Origin of the sequence: Cognataquiflexum nitidum, from assembly GCF_022538055.1 — a bacterium.
In the GTDB taxonomy this organism is placed as follows: domain Bacteria; phylum Bacteroidota; class Bacteroidia; order Cytophagales; family Cyclobacteriaceae; genus Cognataquiflexum; species Cognataquiflexum nitidum.
Genome location: NZ_JAKZAM010000036.1, coordinates 1 through 18,979 on the forward strand (window position 1 = coordinate 1; position 18,979 = coordinate 18,979).

General features: G+C 41.9%; 14 protein-coding genes. 6 read left to right on the forward strand and 8 right to left on the reverse strand.

Going from position 1 to position 18,979, the window contains the following annotated elements; all coding sequences use genetic code 11:
• Positions 1-122 precede the first annotated feature (122 nt).
• The 4 genes from arsB to MMU07_RS18965 all read right to left on the reverse strand — a co-directional run bounded on the left by arsB (position 123) and on the right by MMU07_RS18965 (position 3,108).
• The gene (gene arsB, locus MMU07_RS18950) at positions 123-1,151 is read right to left on the reverse strand and encodes an ACR3 family arsenite efflux transporter (RefSeq protein WP_241128178.1); all 1,029 of its coding nucleotides are present in this window, start codon (positions 1,149-1,151) and stop codon (positions 123-125) included.
• A gap of 135 nt (positions 1,152-1,286) precedes the next feature.
• The gene (locus tag MMU07_RS18955; RefSeq protein ID WP_241128179.1) at positions 1,287-1,901 is read right to left on the reverse strand and encodes a low molecular weight phosphatase family protein; all 615 of its coding nucleotides are present in this window, start codon (positions 1,899-1,901) and stop codon (positions 1,287-1,289) included.
• Between the two features lie 181 nt (positions 1,902-2,082).
• Positions 2,083-2,625, reverse strand: coding sequence for a DUF6428 family protein (locus MMU07_RS18960; protein WP_241128180.1), 543 nt, complete (start codon positions 2,623-2,625; stop codon positions 2,083-2,085).
• 153 nt (positions 2,626-2,778) lie between these two features.
• Positions 2,779-3,108 (reverse strand): ArsR/SmtB family transcription factor, encoded by a 330-nt coding sequence (locus MMU07_RS18965; RefSeq protein ID WP_241128181.1) that lies wholly within the window; start codon positions 3,106-3,108, stop codon positions 2,779-2,781.
• Positions 3,109-3,354: 246 nt separating this feature from the next.
• Between MMU07_RS18965 and MMU07_RS18970 the strand changes: the two genes are divergently transcribed.
• The 6 genes from MMU07_RS18970 to MMU07_RS18995 all read left to right on the forward strand — a co-directional run bounded on the left by MMU07_RS18970 (position 3,355) and on the right by MMU07_RS18995 (position 11,463).
• Positions 3,355-3,792 carry a DinB family protein gene (locus tag MMU07_RS18970; RefSeq protein WP_241128182.1) on the forward strand — a complete coding sequence of 146 codons (438 nt, stop codon included), beginning with the start codon at positions 3,355-3,357 and terminating at the stop codon, positions 3,790-3,792.
• A gap of 756 nt (positions 3,793-4,548) precedes the next feature.
• Positions 4,549-6,912, forward strand: a complete 2,364-nt coding sequence (locus MMU07_RS18975) for a TonB-dependent receptor (protein WP_241128183.1) — start codon at positions 4,549-4,551, stop codon at positions 6,910-6,912.
• On the forward strand, positions 6,912-7,388 hold the full coding sequence (locus MMU07_RS18980) for a thioredoxin family protein (RefSeq protein ID WP_241128184.1): 477 nt from the start codon (positions 6,912-6,914) through the stop codon (positions 7,386-7,388). Before MMU07_RS18975 ends, MMU07_RS18980 begins: the two co-directional genes overlap by 1 nt.
• 124 nt (positions 7,389-7,512) lie before the next feature.
• Positions 7,513-9,690, forward strand: a complete 2,178-nt coding sequence (locus MMU07_RS18985) for an alpha-galactosidase (protein ID WP_241128185.1) — start codon at positions 7,513-7,515, stop codon at positions 9,688-9,690.
• Between the two features lie 151 nt (positions 9,691-9,841).
• Positions 9,842-10,687, forward strand: a complete 846-nt coding sequence (ppk2, locus tag MMU07_RS18990) for a polyphosphate kinase 2 (RefSeq protein WP_241128186.1) — start codon at positions 9,842-9,844, stop codon at positions 10,685-10,687.
• On the forward strand, positions 10,687-11,463 hold the full coding sequence (locus tag MMU07_RS18995) for a polyphosphate kinase 2 family protein (RefSeq protein ID WP_241128187.1): 777 nt from the start codon (positions 10,687-10,689) through the stop codon (positions 11,461-11,463). The genes ppk2 and MMU07_RS18995 overlap by 1 nt, the downstream gene beginning before the upstream one ends.
• A 36-nt stretch (positions 11,464-11,499) precedes the next feature.
• Here MMU07_RS18995 and MMU07_RS19000 read toward each other — a convergent pair whose 3' ends face one another.
• From MMU07_RS19000 to MMU07_RS19015, 4 genes are all read right to left on the reverse strand, one after another.
• Entirely contained in the window at positions 11,500-12,066 is a 567-nt protein-coding gene (locus MMU07_RS19000) for a hypothetical protein (RefSeq protein ID WP_241128188.1), read from the reverse strand.
• Between the two features lie 1,371 nt (positions 12,067-13,437).
• Positions 13,438-14,277, reverse strand: a complete 840-nt coding sequence (locus MMU07_RS19005) for a formylglycine-generating enzyme family protein (RefSeq protein WP_241128189.1) — start codon at positions 14,275-14,277, stop codon at positions 13,438-13,440.
• Positions 14,278-14,566: 289 nt separating this feature from the next.
• Positions 14,567-15,292, reverse strand: a complete 726-nt coding sequence (locus MMU07_RS19010) for a 3-keto-disaccharide hydrolase (protein ID WP_241128190.1) — start codon at positions 15,290-15,292, stop codon at positions 14,567-14,569.
• A 352-nt stretch (positions 15,293-15,644) separates the two neighbouring features.
• Positions 15,645-18,464, reverse strand: a complete 2,820-nt coding sequence (locus MMU07_RS19015; protein ID WP_241128191.1) for a PQQ-dependent sugar dehydrogenase — start codon at positions 18,462-18,464, stop codon at positions 15,645-15,647.
• Positions 18,465-18,979: the final 515 nt, after the last annotated feature.

Here is an 18,979-nt window from a genome sequence, read left to right on the forward strand (position 1 = left end):
CGACACCTTGATCAAAAAGTCAGAAAATGTCCTCCAAAACCTCACTCATATAGCTAAATTACAACCTGAGTAGTTACTCGGAAAGAAATGAAAATCTAAAAAGTAGATACCCAAATCTCGCTTCAATACTTCCACTTATTCGCCAAAGCCACCAGACTCAGCATCACCGGCACTTCTGTCAGTACGCCGACGACTGTCACAAGGGCCGCAGGACTTTCTAATCCAAACAAGGCTATTGCCACGGCCACGGCCAACTCGAAAAAATTACTTGCGCCGATCATGGCTGCCGGCGAACAGATGGCATGCGGGAGTTTGAGTTTTCTTCCGCCAAACCAAGCGATGAAAAAGATGAAATATGTCTGAATGATCAGAGGAATGGCAATCAGAACAATGATCAGTGGATTATTCAGAATATTTGGCCCTTGAAAAGCAAACAACAAAACCAAAGTCAAAAGCAATGCAATGATGCTGACAGGTTTTAACTTGGGTAGAAAGACCGTTTTGAACCAATCTTCTCCATATTTTCCTACCAAAATCTTGTTGGTAATGATCCCGGCTACCAATGGAATTACGACAAATATGACTACTGAGGATACCAAAGTCTCATAAGGAATAGTCACATCGGTGATGCCCAATAAGAAACCTACCAAAGGCACAAAGGCCACCAAGATGATCAAGTCATTGACTGAAACTTGTACCAAGGTATAATTGGGATCTCCATCAGTGAGATAAGACCAGACGAAAACCATGGCTGTACAAGGTGCAGCGCCCAACAAAATCGCACCGGCGATATACTCTCCCGCAAGTTCAGGTTCGATAAATGCCGAGAAAATCTGGTCAAAAAAGATCCAGGCAAAGAATGCCATTGTAAATGGTTTGACCAGCCAATTGATGACGACAGTCAGAATCAACCCTTTTGGTGCCTTCCCGACGCCTTTGATACTGCTGAAGTCAATCTGCAACATCATCGGATAGATCATCATCCAGATCAGGATGGCGATGGGAATATTGACATTGTAGATTTCCATCCCGCTCAGGGAAGCCATGCTGTCCCCGGCAAAATGACCGATACCAATCCCTGCCAAAATGCAAAGCGCTACCCACACACTCAGGTATTTTTCAAAAAAAGCTATTTTCTTAGGTTCAGACATTTTTAGATTGATTTATAATACAGTAGGTATTGAGGCTGATATTGGTAGATATTTGCTGCGCGATATTATTGGATATTGGTTTGGAACATCATAGCAATATCCACAAATATCCAATATCAATTAATATCAATCCTTTTAGGCTTTAGATATTCTAGAGAAAACATAAAACATCTCCGAAGCTATCTGCAGACTGCGCTCATCATAGCGATCTGCTTCTTCAGAAGTTCCATCAAAGGCCTTTGGATCTTCGTACCTCACCGGAATCCTGGCTTCAGCACCCGGGATAAAGGGACAGTTTTCATCCGCATGCGAGCAGGTCATCACGGCTGCAAATCCTTTGGGAGCATTGGCAGAATCATCATAGAGTTTGGAGAAACAGATTATCGGATCCGCATCATCAGAATAGAAGACAAAGTATTTTGGGTTTCCAACACCTTTTTGGGTGACCTTGAAGCCTGATCTTTTGCTGGAGGCTACCGCCCTTTCGTTGAAAGCAGTGACTTCCACTCCACCCGAAAATGAATTGATTTCAATACCATAGTAGGCAGCAACTGTCTTTGCCCAAATCTGGGAAAATTGACTCCGTCGGGAATTATGCGTGCAGATAAAGTTCAGGTTTACGGGTTGGTCTGTATCGACTTTCTTTTGGATATAGGCGATAAAATCCTGCAGGATGGGAATCCGGTCCTGGGGTATTTCAAGGCTTTTGGCCTTTTCAATTGTGGCTTGGAGGGTTGGGTATAAGTTCATGGCCGTTGGAGGATTAAACCTTTGAGGTTTTTTTTGAACCTCGAAGGTTTAAATTAAATCTATCAAACTTGAGCTTTTCAATTTCTATTTCTTTTGGACCATTGGTTTGCAATGGTTAATTATTTTGGATCAAAAATCCATTTTAAAAGACCTTCGAGGTCTTTGAGACCTCAAAGGTTTTTTAGCAGCATCCCGATCCTGGTTCACAGCTATTAGCAGTCTGAAGAGAGGCTAGTGAAACCCTGATTTTTGGTTTTTCGGAAACCGGACCACAACAGGCAGCAGCTTTTTCTTCGGGAGTGGTCGCCCTGTCTTTGGCTTTGCAGGTTGTTTGGTCAGCAGTCAGCTGCACAATCAGGCTGTTTCCGGCTTCTTTGATATTATGCACCGGAAGCACAGCTGTAGGGAAGGAACCGTTTCCATATTCAAATTTGATCTCCCTATCCTGAAAAGTCGGTCTGACTTTTTGGACTACGTCGAAAATCTTCAGGGCTTTGCTGGTATCGACAGCATGGTCCGGTTCAGGGATTTCATTTTCCCAAAGTTGGATGTGGACTTCGTTCCACTCGTTGCGGATTCCGCCGCAGTCCACCGTGTCGTAGGAGACATTTTTGATTTCGGTGATGTGGTAGTCGGTGCGGACATATTGGCCTGCCTGGTATTCGAAGAAAAGGGACTTCTCAGGGTTATCTCTGAGGATTTGGGTAAATTCTGATGTTTTCATAGTCGTATCTCGCAAAGACGCTAAGGCGCCAAATTTTAGAATTTTATTGAATGTTTGATTATAAAAGGGTATCCTTTGAGGTCTTTTCGACCTCGAAGGTTTTAAATATTTAATTAGAGCTTAATTCTTCGAGGTTTCAAAAACCTCAAAGGATTAGCAGCAACCCGGTATTTTTGGAAAACCTGAAAATAGGGTTTCAAACAGATGTTGGATTTCTGACCAACGGATCGGATCGATGCAGTAATTGACTGAAACGCCCTCAATGCTTCCTTTGATGATTCCTGTTTCTTTCAGTTCACGGAGATGCTGTGAAATTGTCGCCTGTGCCAAACCCAATTCCTGAACCAAGTCCCCGTTGATGCAGGTATTGGACTGGATGAGGTATTGGAGGATTGCGATCCTTGCCGGATGGGCCAGCACTTTAGCGACTCTGGCCAGTTCGTTTTGCTGTTCGGTGAATAAATCTGATTTAGTGACACCCATTTTTTAGAGTTTTAGCGGCGAGAGATGATACTATTTAGAAATAGATTGAAATACGATTGAAATATGGTTGAAATAAAATTGAAATATTAGGTTAAATCTCTCCAAATCAGCACTGATGTGGAAAATTATATCGCCGAAGGCATATATCAACTTATATCGCAACGCCTATAACATTTATATACATTGCAATATTACGATGATTAGATTTCCAATCCAAAGTTCTGGTCAAATTTGTTACCTTGGGATATGAAAGAATTCATTCAACTTTGGAAAGAAGGCCGCACCCGGCTTACCAATCAGCTGGGCAATATCAGGCAGGAAGATTTATCCAAAAGACTCGGAGACAGCCCAAATTCTGCCGGCTTCCTTATCCGACATATGGCTGAGGTGGAATTGCTTTTTGCCAAAAATGTCTTTGGAAACATGGAAGTCAAGGTAGATGCCAAAACACTCAAAGCCGGAAGAGATACAGGAGAATGGATGGATTTGGAAGCATTGTTGGAATTGACTGAGGATGCCGGAAGACAATTGGAAATAGCCATTGCAAGCCAGGAAGACTGGGAGGCTGTCATAGAAACCAAGAAATTTGGAAAAAAGACCAAAGCAGAGTCCTTGGGCAGAATCACCACACATACCGCTTATCATGCCGGGCAGTTGGCTGTTTTGTTAAAGTATGGCAAATAGTTAAAAAATTGATTGGGATTTTCTTTGATACGGTGTCATTGAAAATGTTAACTAAGTGCCGTTATAATCTTTAGATAAAATTGCAACTTTATTTCATATTGATAATCTTTGCATCCGCTCATAGAATACCAGCATTGAAATTTTGACGTGACCAATAAACTGATCTGCCGTTGTTTGGAAATCTATTTAAACAAAAAAAAGAATAATCAGTTCCAAATGCTTAACCTTTAACAATTTGAAAAGCATAATTTCAAATATTCGAAAAATAGGATTTGGCATATTCATGCTGATCTATTTTTTGTCGCTTTTCAACAGTATTTTTTTCACACATTCTCATTGGTACGATGGCCAACTGATTGCACTGCACGCTCACCCATACAGTTTTGATTATGAAAGAGATGGCAACAAAAAGAGGGACACCCATTCACAAGAAGAATACGAGCTTTATGACCTAATATACAACTCACCATTACTGGAATTAGAGTTTTTTCATTTAGATATAAATCCTTTTTATGGTGAATCCAGTGATATTCTTTATTACGTTTTTATTTCTTTCGAAAGTAGAACCAAACCCTTACATTCTGGAAGGGGCCCACCAATTACAATTTAACTTTTATAATACCTCAATATTTCTGTTAGCCTGGAAATCATTGTTCTATTACCTAAGTCATCATTATGACTACTCTCTTTAATTTATCATTAATGACTATCTCTTGGGTACAAAACCTCAAGGATGGCATTTCAATTAAGACAAATATGAAAAAATACATACTATTTATATACATCCTTTTTCTTGTATGGAGTCCTTCGATGGCACAACAAGTAGGTAAAATTCAGGGGCTTTTGACAAGTGTAGACGGTCCCCTTGTACAGGCAACAATTATGGTTCAGAATACCGGGTTTGGTGCAGTTTCTGATTTTGATGGGAAATTTAGCATCACAGATATTCCGGTCGGAAATTATAAGTTACAGATTAGGGCAGTAGGTTTTGCCACTACAGTTTTGGATGTCACGGTCGAAGCCGGTAAAACCACAGAGCTCAGCAAGGAAATCAATGAGGACAGAATTGGTCTCAACGAGGTGGTGGTCAGCAGTAGCCGATACGAACTCAACAGAGAAGATGCGCCAAGCATAGTTTCTGTCATAGGATCCAAAATCTTGAATGCAACCCAGTCTGTTTCTATGGTCGAGGGTTTGAGTTTCCAGCCGGGGATCAGGGTAGAGGCCAATTGTCAAAACTGTGGATTTACACAACTAAGGATGAATGGCCTCGAAGGTCCTTATTCTCAGATTTTGGTCAACAGCAGACCCATTTTCAGTACTTTGACCGGAGTATATGGTCTGGAAATGATCCCTGCCAATATGATTGAGCGTGTGGAGGTTGTAAGAAGTGGGGGTTCTGCGCTTTTTGGTTCCAATGCCATTGCCGGAACAGTGAATATTATCACCAAAGAACCTGTAGAAAACTCTTGGCAAATAGGGTCTAATTTTGGACTATTAAGAGGAGGGATTCCGGACAACACACTTAATTTCAATGGTTCTACAGTAAGCGAAGACCTCAATAGCGGGGTGACCTTTTATGGCATGAAAAGAGACAGGGGAGGATTTGATGCAGACGGCGATGGATTTACCGAAATTGTCCAGTTAAACAACCTCACTTTTGGGGCAAAGGCTTTTTACAAACCTACAGAGCTCAGCAAATTGACTTTGGATGTCAATGCCATTGATGAATTTCGAAGGGGTGGAGATCAATTGGAATTACCCCCGCATTTTACAGATATCGCGGAGCAATTGGACCATAATATCATCAACGTAGGCTTGACTTATGACCAGTTTAGCACTGACCGCAGAACAAAAGTATCTACTTATGGTAGTTTGCTTTCAGTGACAAGAAGGAGTTTTTATGGCGGACTTGGAGGTGGACGAACATTGGAAGATAGTGTTTTAGCTGCCAGTGCCTACGGATTGACAAATGATTTTGCGGGAGTTTTGGGAACCCAATTTACCCATAACTTTACGGGAAGGAATGTTTTTGTAGGAGGAATAGAATATCAGGGTAATTCTGTAAAGGATGAAATTGCCGGTTATGAAAAATTAATTGATCAACAAGTCAATTCGATAGGTTTTTACGGACAATTTGAATGGAAAGCTGCGGAAAAATTGACGCTCTTCATGGGAACCCGATATGATGTTGTCAATGTGGACGGTGTCTATGAAATCGGTAATATAAACAGGGCTGTTGATTTCAATAATGGAGTATTGAGTCCAAGATTCACCGTATTATACGAACTGATGCCAGGGGCACAGTTGAGAGGTGGCTATGCAAGAGGTTTTAGGGCACCTCAGGCCTTTGATGAAGACCTCCATATTTCGTCGGTTGGAGGTGAACAAAGATTTGTTATCCTAGCCAATGACCTGGAAATGGAAACATCCGATGCCATTACAGCATCGCTAAACTTTGGAAAAAATACAGGGATTGTTCAAAATAACTTCTTAATTGAAGGTTTTTATACCAAACTAAATAATCAATTTCAGAGAGTTAATTTGGGACAACAAGAAAACGGTTCATTTCTGGAAGAAACCAGAAATGGCAGCGGAGCGACTGTTTCGGGGGTAAACTTTGAATACTCAATATCCCCTTCCCGATATTTTTCTTTCCAGACAGGAGGTACGCTTCAAAGGGCACTATATGACGAGGATGAAGTGCTTTTCGAACCGGAAGAAGGTTCGACTGAATTTCCGGCAATCACAGTTTCTGAATTTATTAGAACACCAAATTTGCACGGCTTTCTTGCCGCCAATTGGACACCAAACAAGAAATTTACCTTGGACTTGACTGGGGTATATACAGGGTCAATGGTTGCACCATTAGTGGTAAATGAGGAGGCCTTTATTGAATTGATCGATACTCCTTCTTTCTTAGACGCCAACTTAAGATTGGCATACAGGTGGCAATTGAAAAATAAATTCAACATTGAATTGAGTGGAGGTGTACAAAATATGTTTGACAGTTTTCAAAGAGATTTTAGTACCGGTGCCACCAGGGATTCCGATTTTGTGTTTGGGCCTATGAGACCAAGAACCTTTTTCATGGGAGTAAAAATCGGTAACTTCCTATAATGAGGGCTATTCCTATCATTTTCATATTGATTTTCCTGAGCAGGTATTCTCCTGCTCAGGAAAAATCTATGGATTTTTGGCTGGATTTCGAGCAGTTGGAAGATTCTTTGAGGGTCAATCCAAAACCTATTTTTCTATATTTCCATACAGATTGGTGTACCTACTGCCGAAAAATGGAAGTTGAGGTTTTTACCAAGGCATTTATTGTCTCTGAATTGTCCCAAAACTATTATGCTGTAAAATTCAATGCAGAATACCCGGATAATATAGCCTTTGATGGCAAAGTATTTTCCAATAATCAACTTAAAATTTCCAGAACCCCACTCCATGATTTGGCCATTTTGTTCAATGGTCAAAATAACCCATTTGCCCCTCCTCTTATGTTGCTAATGGACGAAAATTTTTTGGTGAAAAAGCGGGTCAATTCCTACCTAGATTCCAAGACTCTCAGGAGTATACTCGTTTCTGATTTATAGTTTTTTCCTATCAATATCAATGTACATTTCTCTGTCCGAATACCTCTTTTATTAGAAATCAAGGAAATGGAGGTGGTATTTGGGGTTATTTTTCTAAATTGATCAAAACATTAAACTCCCCGCTATGATGTCCCATTCCCTGATAACGCACCCAGCACGCATTGTCTGTATTTTTATTTTAATTGGGCTTATTTCCTGCAATACCAATGTGGAGCAAGAAGAATTTTACGATTGGCTTGTGGACAGCCAACAAAGGAAAGCCGAGATCACGCTTTTGGATGATAAAGAAATCCATATGGGCAATGGCCTCATCCGCAGAAGTTTCGTCCTGTCACCCAATATGGCTTGCTTTGATTTTACCAACCTGATGACAGGCGAGCAAATGCTCCGGACAGTTATGCCCGAAGCACGGATTATCCTGGATGGCAAGACCTATCAGATCGGCGGCCTTAGCGGACAACAAGAAAGGGGATTTTTCCGAAAAGAGTGGTTGGGCGAGATGGAGTCATCATCTGAAGATTTCCAATACCAATCCCACGAAATCGGTGAAATAACGACCCATTTTCCTACCAAAACTGTTTTTTGGACAGGCCATAAAAAAGACGCTACAGGCAAAAAAGTAAGCTTTATCTATAGCCATCCTGATTTTGAAAACCTCATTTTGAAAGTCCATTATGAGCTCTTCGATGACCTTCCGCTGATGGGCAAATACCTCACCCTTGAAAATACCGGAAAGGAAAGCATCCACATAGACCAGGTGGTCAATGAAATCCTTGGAATCGTGGAGGAAGAATCCGCGGTGGTCGGAAGTACGGAAAAGATGAAGAAGCCTCACCAACTTTATATCGAAAACAATTTTGCCTTCAACAACGCCATGCACGCCGAGCTCAGCAGTCAGGCTACGCATTGGAAGCCGGATTCCAGCTACACTTCCCAGGTCAATTACGAATTGCGGACACCAAGCACTCTTGAAGTCTATCCCGAAAGAGGAATTGGAATCGACCTGAAGCCGGGAGAAAATTTCCAGTCTATCCGTACGTATGAATTGGTTTTGGACAGTTATGATAGGGAAAGAAATGGTCTGGCCAGGAGAAAAATGTACCGTGCTTTGGCACCTTGGACTTTGCAGAATCCCATTTTCATGCATTTGGTGAGCAAAAACGACGAGGAAGTCAGGACTGCCATTGACCAATGTGTAGCCACGGGATATGAGGCTTTGATTCTGAGTTTTGGGAGCCATATCAACATGGAGGATATTTCTCCTGAAAATATCTCCCGCTGGAAAGACCTTGCAGATTATGCCCATGAGAAGGGGATCAAAATCGGAGGCTATTCGCTTTTTAGCTCCCGGAGAATAAGCGATGAACACGATGTCATCAGTCCGATTACAGGCAAACCTGGCGGTGCTTTTTTTGGAAATGCACCCTGTATGGCAAGTCAGTGGGGTCTAGATTATCTTGACAAGCTCCGGTTTTTCTTTGAAAATACAGGATTCGACATTTTTGAAAATGACGGACCTTATCCCGGGGATGTCTGTGCTTCCACTTCCCATCCGGGCCACGAGGGTCTACATGATTCGCAGTGGGTGCAGATCAATCTCCAAAAAGGACTTTACCAATGGATGAATGCACGTGGAATCTATATCAATGCACCGGATTGGTACTTTTTGGATGGGACGCACAAGATCGCTTTGGGCTATCGGGAGGTAAATTTTTCCCTGCCAAGAGAAAGACAAAAAATCCTCAACAGGCAGAATATCCATGACGGGACCTGGGAAAAGACACCTTCGATGGGCTGGGGTTTTGTACCCTTGACTGCTTATCATGGTGGAGGAGCCGATGCGGTGTTGGAACCGCTTAATGAGCATCTTGAAGATTACAGGCAATTGATGATGCAATATTATGGTGCAGGTGTGCAAGCTTGCTACCGCGGCCCAAGACTATATGACACTGAGGAAACCAAGGCTGTGGTCATCTCGGTGATCGATTGGTACAAAAAATACAGAGATATCCTCAACGCCGACATCATTCGCCTCCGCCGGGCAGACGGAAGAGATTGGGACGGCTGGATGCATGTAGATCCACAAGGCAGAGAAAAGGCCCTCATCATGCTGTTCAATCCCACCAAACAACCCATGTCCAAGGATTTGGTAATCCCGCTTTACTACACAGGGCTGAATGATAAAGCGAGTGTCAGTGTAGAGGGTAAAAATAAAAACTCCTATGCCCTCAATCAAAAACAGGAAGTTACCCTCAGGGTGGATATTCCGGCAGATGGGTACACGTGGTTGGTCGTAGAATAAATCAAGGTCGTGAAAGGTCACCTTTGATTTCAAAAGAAAGAAATACCATTTTTCCTTTCAAAAGCCCCTTTGGATAAAAGAATAGGAATATGTACTTTGTTAAGTGATTGTAATTTTCTAACTTTTAATTAAATATAAAACCGAATATTTCATGTTTTCAGCCGAGCAATTAGAAAATATAAAAACCAGGAAGGAACTGGTGGCCTTGTCCAAAATTGAAGGGATTAACTTGAAAAAATCCATCAAAAGGGCAAAATACGAAGAGGAACTCAAGCTGCTACAGATAGAGCTTTCCCTGCTTCAGGAGCATATTGTAAAGAAGAACATGCGGGTGGCCGTCATTTTTGAAGGAAGAGATGCAGCCGGAAAAGGAGGGTCGATCAAGCGTTTTGTCGAATACCTCAATCCTCATGCTAGTGGGGTCGTCGCCCTCAGCAAGCATACAGATGTGGAACGGGGACAGTGGTATTTCCAGCGGTATATCGAGGAACTTCCCAACAGCGGTCAGATCAAATTTTTTGACAGAAGCTGGTACAACAGAGCGGTGGTGGAGCCTGTGATGGGTTTTTGCACCGATAAGCAATATGAAACCTTCATGAAGCAGGTCCCTAATTTTGAACATATGCTATACGAAGACGGCATCATGGTGATCAAGTTCTGGTTTGACATCAGCAGAGAAGAGCAACAAAAGCGGTTTGAAGCCCGCCTAGGCAATCCCCTCAAAGAATGGAAATTCAGTCCGGTGGATCTCAAAGGCCAAGAACTTTGGGATGAATTCACTGAGTACAAAGAAATGATGTTTACCGAAACCCATACTTCCTATTGCCCATGGGTAGTAGTAGAAACCAACGACAAGGAAGAAGCCAGACTGGAAAGTCTGCGGTATGTATTGTCAAGGTTTAAGTATCAGGGGAAAGGCAAAACCAAAGCCAACCTGAAGAATGACCCGAATGTGATTTTTAAATATTTCCGTAAGAACAAAAAATTTGACCTGTAATGACCATGGTACTTTCTAAAGAAGATGTAGAGGTGTTGAACTCTAAAATTGGCATCAAACACTTGTTGGCCAATAAAAAAATCAACCTTGAAAAAGTCTTGAAAGCAACCCGCCATGAACTCAAATTGAGGGAAATCCAATCGGAGTTGGTCAGGTTGCAGCTTTGGGTTATTGCCAATGGTAAAAAGGTAGTGGTACTGTTTCATGGCGGCGATTCCTCAGAGAAAAGTACGGTAATCCGGAAGATATTTTCCCATAATAATCCAAGGCATTACAGGGTGGAAGTTAATTTGCCCCACAAGCATGAATCCGGGGAAAACGGGTATTACTTTAAAAAGTTTGTGGAGAAATTGCCACAGGCCGGCGAGATAGTTTTGTGGGACAGAAGCTGGTACAATAGGGCACTTTTTGAGCCAATTCTCGGACTTTGCACCGAGGACGAATATGAAAAATTCATGGAACAAGTCAACAATTTTGATAAAATGATGGTCGATTCAGGAATCATATTGGTCAAATTCTATTTTACAGTCAGTCCTGATGAGCAGTCTGACCGATACAATGAATTAAAAAAATCCCCGCTCACAAGATGGAAGACGGAAAATTGGATTAAGGATACTCCAAAAATCCTGAAGAAATACCAAAAATACAAAGAGGCCATGTTTGAGAAAACAAGTACAGACTATGCCCCTTGGATCGAAATAGACAAGGATACCAGAGAAGAGGAACTCATTGCTGCTGCGGAACATCTGCTAAGTAGTATTCCTTACAAAGAATAATTCACCAAACATATGAAAAGGTGGTAATTTCAGAAATTACCACCCTATTTTTTGAATCTTACCCACTTTTGATTGGGTAATAAGAATCATCACAAGCCCACCCAAAAGCCCCACAATCGCAAAAAAGAACTTGAGCTTGACCATGGTTTCAAATAAGGCCATATTTCCAACAGAACCCTGTTGGATCCAGTGTGTCAACCTGATATTTTCGCTGATATCAAAAAGCAGGGCAAGAACCTGAAATGCCGCTAGGACAAGCAGCAAGTTTTTGGGGAATTGGAACTTATCAGGAGTATGATGTCTCAATTCCAATACCTGGGAATTTTTCCTTGCCCACAGACAAAGAATAAAAATGGAGGGAAATAAGGTTGACATAAAGAGGTAATCCAACTGCAGTTGCTTTAGGACAAATGCCTTTTGTTCAGGTTCGCCCCAGGTTGCAATCAACTCATTCAGCTTTTCTAGACTCCCCGGAAGCTCAAATTCCATCACATTGAATTTCAAACCTGTTTCTGATTCAAATTGGAATTGATGATACCGCATCATCCCAAAAGCGATGACAGTGAGCAGGAGGAAAATGAAGAAGGCGTATTTCAGTTTCATAGGGGCTTATGGTTTATCAGGATTGCAATTCTCACCGTATCTCTCCCTTTTTCTGTAACCTTCCGCGAAATCTGGGGGATATTTGAAATCACTTTAATTTAATGTAGTAATGCTATTTTAAGTCTCCCTCAGAAAACACAGATTGGCGCAGACAGTAAAGTAGATTTTTGATTGAACATTCAAAGTCTGCCCTGACAGTTGACAGTCAGGAGTTAATTCTATCAAAACCTAATTTTTTTCTGCGGAGTTCTGCGAAATCTGCGGGATAATAAAATTTCTAAATCTCCCGCAGATAACGCAGATTGGCGCAAACATGAAAGTGGATTTTTGATTGAACATTCAAAGTCTTCCATGACGCTTGACAGTCAGGAGTTAATTCTATCAAAACCTAATTTTTTTCTGCGGAGTTCTGCGAAATCTGCGGGATAATAATCTTCTCCAAGTCTCCTGCAGATATCGCAGATTGGCGCAGACAATAAAGTAGATTTTTGATTGAATATTCAATGCCTTCCCTGACAGTTGATAGTAAGGAGTTAATTCTATCAAAACCTAATTTTTTTCTGCGGAGTTCTGCGAAATCTGCGGATAATAAAATTTCTAAATCTCCCGCAGATAACGCAGATTGGCGCAGACAGTAAAGTAGATTTTTGATTGAACATTCAAAGTCTGCCCTGACAGTTGACAGTCAGGAGTTAATTCTATCAAAGCCTAATTTTTTTCTGCGTAAGTCTGCGAAATCTGCGGGATAATAATCTTCTCCAAGTCTCCCGCAGATAACGCAGATTGGCGCAGACAGTAAAGTAGATTTTTGATTGAACATTCAAAGTCTTCCCTGACAGTTGACAGTCAGGAGTTAATTGTATCAAAGCCTAATTTTTTTCTGCGTAAGTCTGCGAAATCTGCGGGATAATAATCTTCTCCAAGTCTCCCGCAGATAACGCAGATTGGCGTAGACAGGAAAGTAGATTTTTGATTGAATATTCAAAGTCTTCCCTGACAGTTGACGGTTAAGAGATAATTCTATCAGAGCCTAAATTTTTTCTGCGGAGTTCTGCGAAATCCGCGGGAAAATAATCTTCTCCAAATCTCCCGCAGACTACGCAGATTGGCGCAGACAGTAAAATGGATTTTTGATTGAACATTCAAAGTCTTCCATGACGCTTGACAGTCAGGAGTTAATTCTATCAAAGCCTAATTTTTTTCTGCGAAATCTGCGGGATCAAATTTCTCCGCTCTTTGATATTTCAGTCAGAGGAGACACTGACTGAGGCAGAAAGAGAAGACACTTACTGAAGTGTTAACCACGAAGGATTCTCAACAATCTCAATTCAACCTTGGTGCTCAATTACAATATCCAATATCCATCAATATCTATTTTACTTCCCTTACCACCCTAAACCCTACATCATATCCATTACCTGGCCCTCCTCCATGGAAAAAATAAGTGGCATTTACTACGTCAGAAATAAAACTTCCCCCTTTCAGCACATGGACTTCCCCAGAAACGGGAGGTACGGGATGGGCAAAAATGTCCTCATTATAAAAGTCTTCTACCCATTCCCACACATTGCCCAACATGTCATGCAATCCCCAAGGATTGGGTTTCATCTGCCCGACGGCATTGGTTATGCCTTTATCCGATTTTTGGATCCAAGCCTGTTTGCCTGTTTCAGACCAAGAAAGCAATTCCTCCGCGCCTGCACGGGCAGCATATTCCCATTCAAACTCAGTCGGCAACCGGTAAGTATATGCAGGATCCATCTCATTCAGTTTTTGAATAAAGCTCTTGGCATCTTCCCAAGTCACATTTTCCACAGGATGCAGATCCGAGTCTCCCGCAACCTTATCTCCCTGGAAATGGGAAGGATTGGTACCCATCACTTTTTTCCATTGGCCTTGGGTCACCTCGTATTTGCCGATGTAATAGGGTTTGGAAATGCTGACCAAAAATCCCTCTCTCGAATCCCTTTTGGCCATCTCCTGGCAAAGCTTGAAATCCGCTTCAGTCCACTTTTCGCTCTCAGGAACATCTCGGGTATCAGGAAATGTAGGGCATTCGATTTCGATCCTGCCTACTGTCATTGTTCCCGGTTGAATTAACACAAACTCCATCCCGATTGGATTTTTGTAGCTTTCCTTTTCCTTTTGTTGGGAAAAGAGAAGAATTGGACTAGCCAAAAACAGAGATAGCGATACCAGGTAGTTTTTCATTTTTAAGAAATTTGATTTCAATGTCGATTAGTTATAGGAGATTCGATCAACTTTTCCAAAGTTCGGAATGGATGTTATTAGATTTTCATGGTCAGTCCCCAACTTTGGAAAAGGTTTGTATGACTTAAAAGCTTATCTAATCGACATTGAATTTGATTTCCATTTTTTGAAAGGAAAATTTTCAATTTAATTTAAGCATTTGATCAAAATCAATATCCATAAATATCGGATATCAATTAATATCGGATTGAATAGAATCAAAGGTTTGAATCTAATCAGCTACAATCGCCTATAATTCTTTGATCATTATTTTCCGATAAGCATGTGCAGCATCCGGTTTCCATGAGAAATCACAGCATCGTCCTCCCGGAACAGGCATCAGCGTTGCACTCCAATGCAGCTGAAAAGCAATCATCCCCGAAGTAGCATCTGCGATCAGGTCATTGCGCTCTGCCTGAACTTCCCACATCAGGACATCATTGACCCAAAGTGTCATTTTTGGTTTTTCACCCACAACCCTAAGACGGAAGCTATTCCAATCTTCTTTCTTCCAGACTTTTCCCAAATCGGTTGCCTGGGCACCACTCGCAACATGAAGCATTTCGCCGAACAGGTTAGCAGTACCCGGTTGGCCGTCCCCTGACAATTCTATCTGGTATCCCGAACCGCTTTCGCTCGAAAGGAAGAAAATCCCTCCGTTCGTTCCCGGATGACCTTTGAACTCTAAATACAATTCAAAATCCTGGTATTTTTTGTCCGACAAAATAATTCCTCCCTGACCGTAGGGATATTGCTTCATGACAATGGCTTCGTCTTCCACAAAAAAATTACCCTTGGTACCGTGGTGATTTGTTCGGCTGATGTGCCAACCCTGCAAATCCTTCCCGTTGAAAATAGGAACAAATCCTTCCCAAATATGCGATACTTGGCCATAGCTTTCCAAGGAAAACAACAGCGCCACCATCCCAAAGGTCAGTAGGTGAAATAAGTTTTTATTTCTGTTTATTTTAATCATAAATTCTAATTTCTAATCCCATTTTCCCACCCCAAACAAGCTTTGAAGTTCAAATGCCGCATCCGTGGACTGTCGACCATGGACTATGGACTTTATTTTCATTTTCCTTCCTAAATCAACCAAGTCTTAAAGTCCAAATGAACCAGCCGTGGTCTGTCGACAATGGACTATGGACTTTATTTTCATTTTCCTCCCTAAATCAAACAAGCCTTGAAGTCCAAATGCCGCATCCGTGGACTGTCGACCATGGACTATGGACTTTATTTTCATTTTCCTTCCTAAATCAACCAAGTCCAAATTACCAAAAGCCGCATCTGTGGACTGTCGACTATGGACCATGGACTTTTCCAAATCACCTCTTAAACTCAATCCCCGTCACAATCACCAAAGCATCGCTTTCCTTGGCAGCCGGATTTTTGACAAGGATATACAGGTCATGGACGCCATCAATTTTAGACACATCGATCACTGTAGACTTGCCTGTTGCATCACCGAAGAAAGGCCCTTTTTCTCCCTGAGGTGCAGGAGGTACTTTTTGAACTTGTCCGACCAAAGTCCCCTCTGGTGAACCCAATCTCAATTCAATATCGCCTCCGATGAAGTGTGACCAATGCCAAAACCTTGTGATGGCTCCAATGCTGATCTGATTAATCCCTTTCAGGTCAATGTTTTTGAAACCAATATAGCCTCCTTTTCCCGTGAAAATAAAACCCGGATCATCAGTAGAAGGTGTATAGGAAATTCCTGTTTCGGAAAAAACATCTGCTTTTTCAGGACCCATCAACGGATACCGAAGCAAAGCAAAATCTTCACTTTTGAGGTTAAGACCGCTTACCTGTCCTGAACCTTGGTCAGTATAATGGGCCAAAAAGACGTAGGAACCCATTTCATAAGTAGTCGGATAGAATTTGGACAAGCGACCGTCACCGATTTTGGTTGGAATGGCTTTGGTTTTGAATTCACCCTGTAAGGGAAGTTTGGGGTTTCCTTTTTCCGTGGAAGCAAGGTCGAGGATATAGTCGATGATCTGTTTGGTATCGTTGGCGCTGAGGTTTGGTTGCGGAGGCATGTGGGTTTCTCCCCACTTGCCGCTGCCTCCTTCCATAATGCTTTTTGAAAGGATCTGATATACTTCAGGGTTATTTTTGTATCTCTTAGCCACATCTAGGAATGATGGCCCAACCAATTTTACTTCTTCCTGATGACAGGCAGTGCAGTTATTTTTGATAATCAATGCTTTTGCATGGAGGTATTGCAGGACCGTTTCAGGTTGGAGATTTTCTTCTGATTTTAGCTTCCTCAGTTGTCCAAAGTCGATTCCGAAAGGAATGTATTCTGCTGTCAATGTGACTGCATTCGGATTTATCTGACCGGTTGCCAATGTTCCATCTTCCTGATCGGCGACTTGAACTTGGTAGCTGATTTTTTCATCCGGAAAGTAGAATGACTTATTGCCTGATGTAATTTCGATCATCACTTCAGGTTGTGTATTCCCCGCAACAACTTCAAAAGAATCAATGTCAGAAGCTCCTGATGGGTCTTTTACAGTCAAAGAGACTTTGTATTTTCCCGGCTTGTCAAGGGTTATTTTGGGATTGGCAGCATTCAATACTGTTGTTTCCCCACCCTCAATCTTCCATTCAAAATCAAGCTTATCACCATCGTCATCCCGGCTTCCTTCCGAATAAAGTTGGAGTTCAAAAGGTGTAGAACCTGATTTTTCTATCGATTTAGCCTCCGCAATCGGTGCTCTATTTCCTGCATTGAATTCAATCCTGGAAATTCTGCCTTTCGTACCTGTACCATATTCCAAAATGTACAAATCCCCATTTGATCCAAAATCCATGTCCAAGGGTTGGGAATGGATAAGTTTTTCGGCAGGTAAAAACCGCTCGATGGAAGTGACATTGTCTCTATCCTCATCCATACTCACTACCATGATCCAGTTTCTGACATAATCTGTGATCAGCCATTTGCCTTCAAAATAATCCGGAAATACTCTTTTGGCTTTATCCGAAAAATCAGATTTGCGGAAGATAGGTCCTCCGACTGCTGACCGCGCCGAACTTCCCAAAATCGGCCATTCCTCCGATACGCGGTATGGATAAGCAATCAATGCCGGCTGTGCGGAAGGAAGGACTTTCAAGCCGGTATTGTTGGGCGAGGTGTTGACAATGGAATCAGGATTATAGTATTCTCCGTAAGTCCTGGTCTCGTAATCATAACTTCTATAAGGCAGATTTTTTCCGATGATATAGGGCCAACCAAAATTTCCAGCTTTTTTGGCAACATTGAATTCATCATAGCCCATCGGCCCAAACTCTTCTGAATCTACGCCAGCATCAGGTCCGACTTCCCCCCAATGCAGGTAACCGGTTTGGGAATCAATGGAAAGCCGCCAAGGGTTCCTATTGCCCATGACGTAGATTTCGGGAAGTGTATTGGCAGTTCCAACCGGAAAAAGGTTTCCTTCGGGAATGGTGTAATTCCCATCAGGCTGGGGTTTAAACCGCAAAATCTTACCTCGAAAGTCATTTGTGTTCCCTGCAGTCCTACCTTCATCCTCACCTCTTCCCCCTTCATTGGTAAAAGGCAAAGGAGAATACTGCGTTGGAGCAGAATCCCCGCCAATAGCAAGGTAAAGATTGCCCTCCTTGTCCCACGTCATCCCTCCTCCAAAATGGCTGCCATCCGGTTGCTCCCAAGGAATTTCCAAGACAATTTTTTCAGAATTCAAGTCTATGGTATTGTCAGTTCCCAAGGTAAATCTTGAGAGCCGCATGGTATTTCCTTTTTTTGATTCAGGAGAAAAATAGAGAAATACATGACGGGTATTTTCAAAGTCTTTGTCCAGCAAAATCCCGATCATGCCGGGAGATTCACCCACAATCGTGGGGATCGTTCCGAGGATTTCGATGTTTCCAACCGACTCGTGAATTCTTTTGACAAGTCCTGCCCTTTCTATCCAATAGACAAATCCCTGTTTGTCAAACTCAAGCTGTAGGGGTTCTTCCAGTCCTTCGGCTATGACTTTTTGGGAGAATCTGCTATCCTCAGGTTTGTCTTGACCGGAAAAATTTTTAAATGAGGCCTCTTTTTTGGTACAGCTGTAGCTTGTTCCAATCAAAAGGAACAGGATTGGAATCAGCCATTTATGGTTAGTTGGTTTCAATTAGGTAAGGTTAATCGTGGGAGTATTTTATTCAAAGTAAATAAAAAGTGATTAAACCTGCCTTCCGTTCAAAAAGTTAACCGAAAATTCCGGAATAGAACGTAAAAACTGAAGCTTTCAATCTCTCAAGCAGACTACGTGGATTTGTCTTTCAGCCTAATTTTTTTCTGCGGAGTTCTGCCAAATCTGGGATGATAATCTTCTCTAAATCTCCCGCAGATCACGCAGATTGGCGCAGACAGTAAAGTAGATTTTTGATTGAATATTCAATGCCTTCCCTGACAGTTGACAGTCAGGAGTTAATTCTATCAAAGCCTAATTTTTTTCTGCGTAGTTCTGCCAAATCAGCGGGAAAATAAAATTTCTAAATCTCCCGCAGATCACGCAGATTGGCGCAGACAGTAAAATGGATTTTTGATTGAACATTTAAAGTCTACCATGACGCTTGACAGTCAGGAGTTAATTCTATCAAAGCCTAATTTTTTTCTGCGGAGTTCTGCGAAATCTGCGGGAAA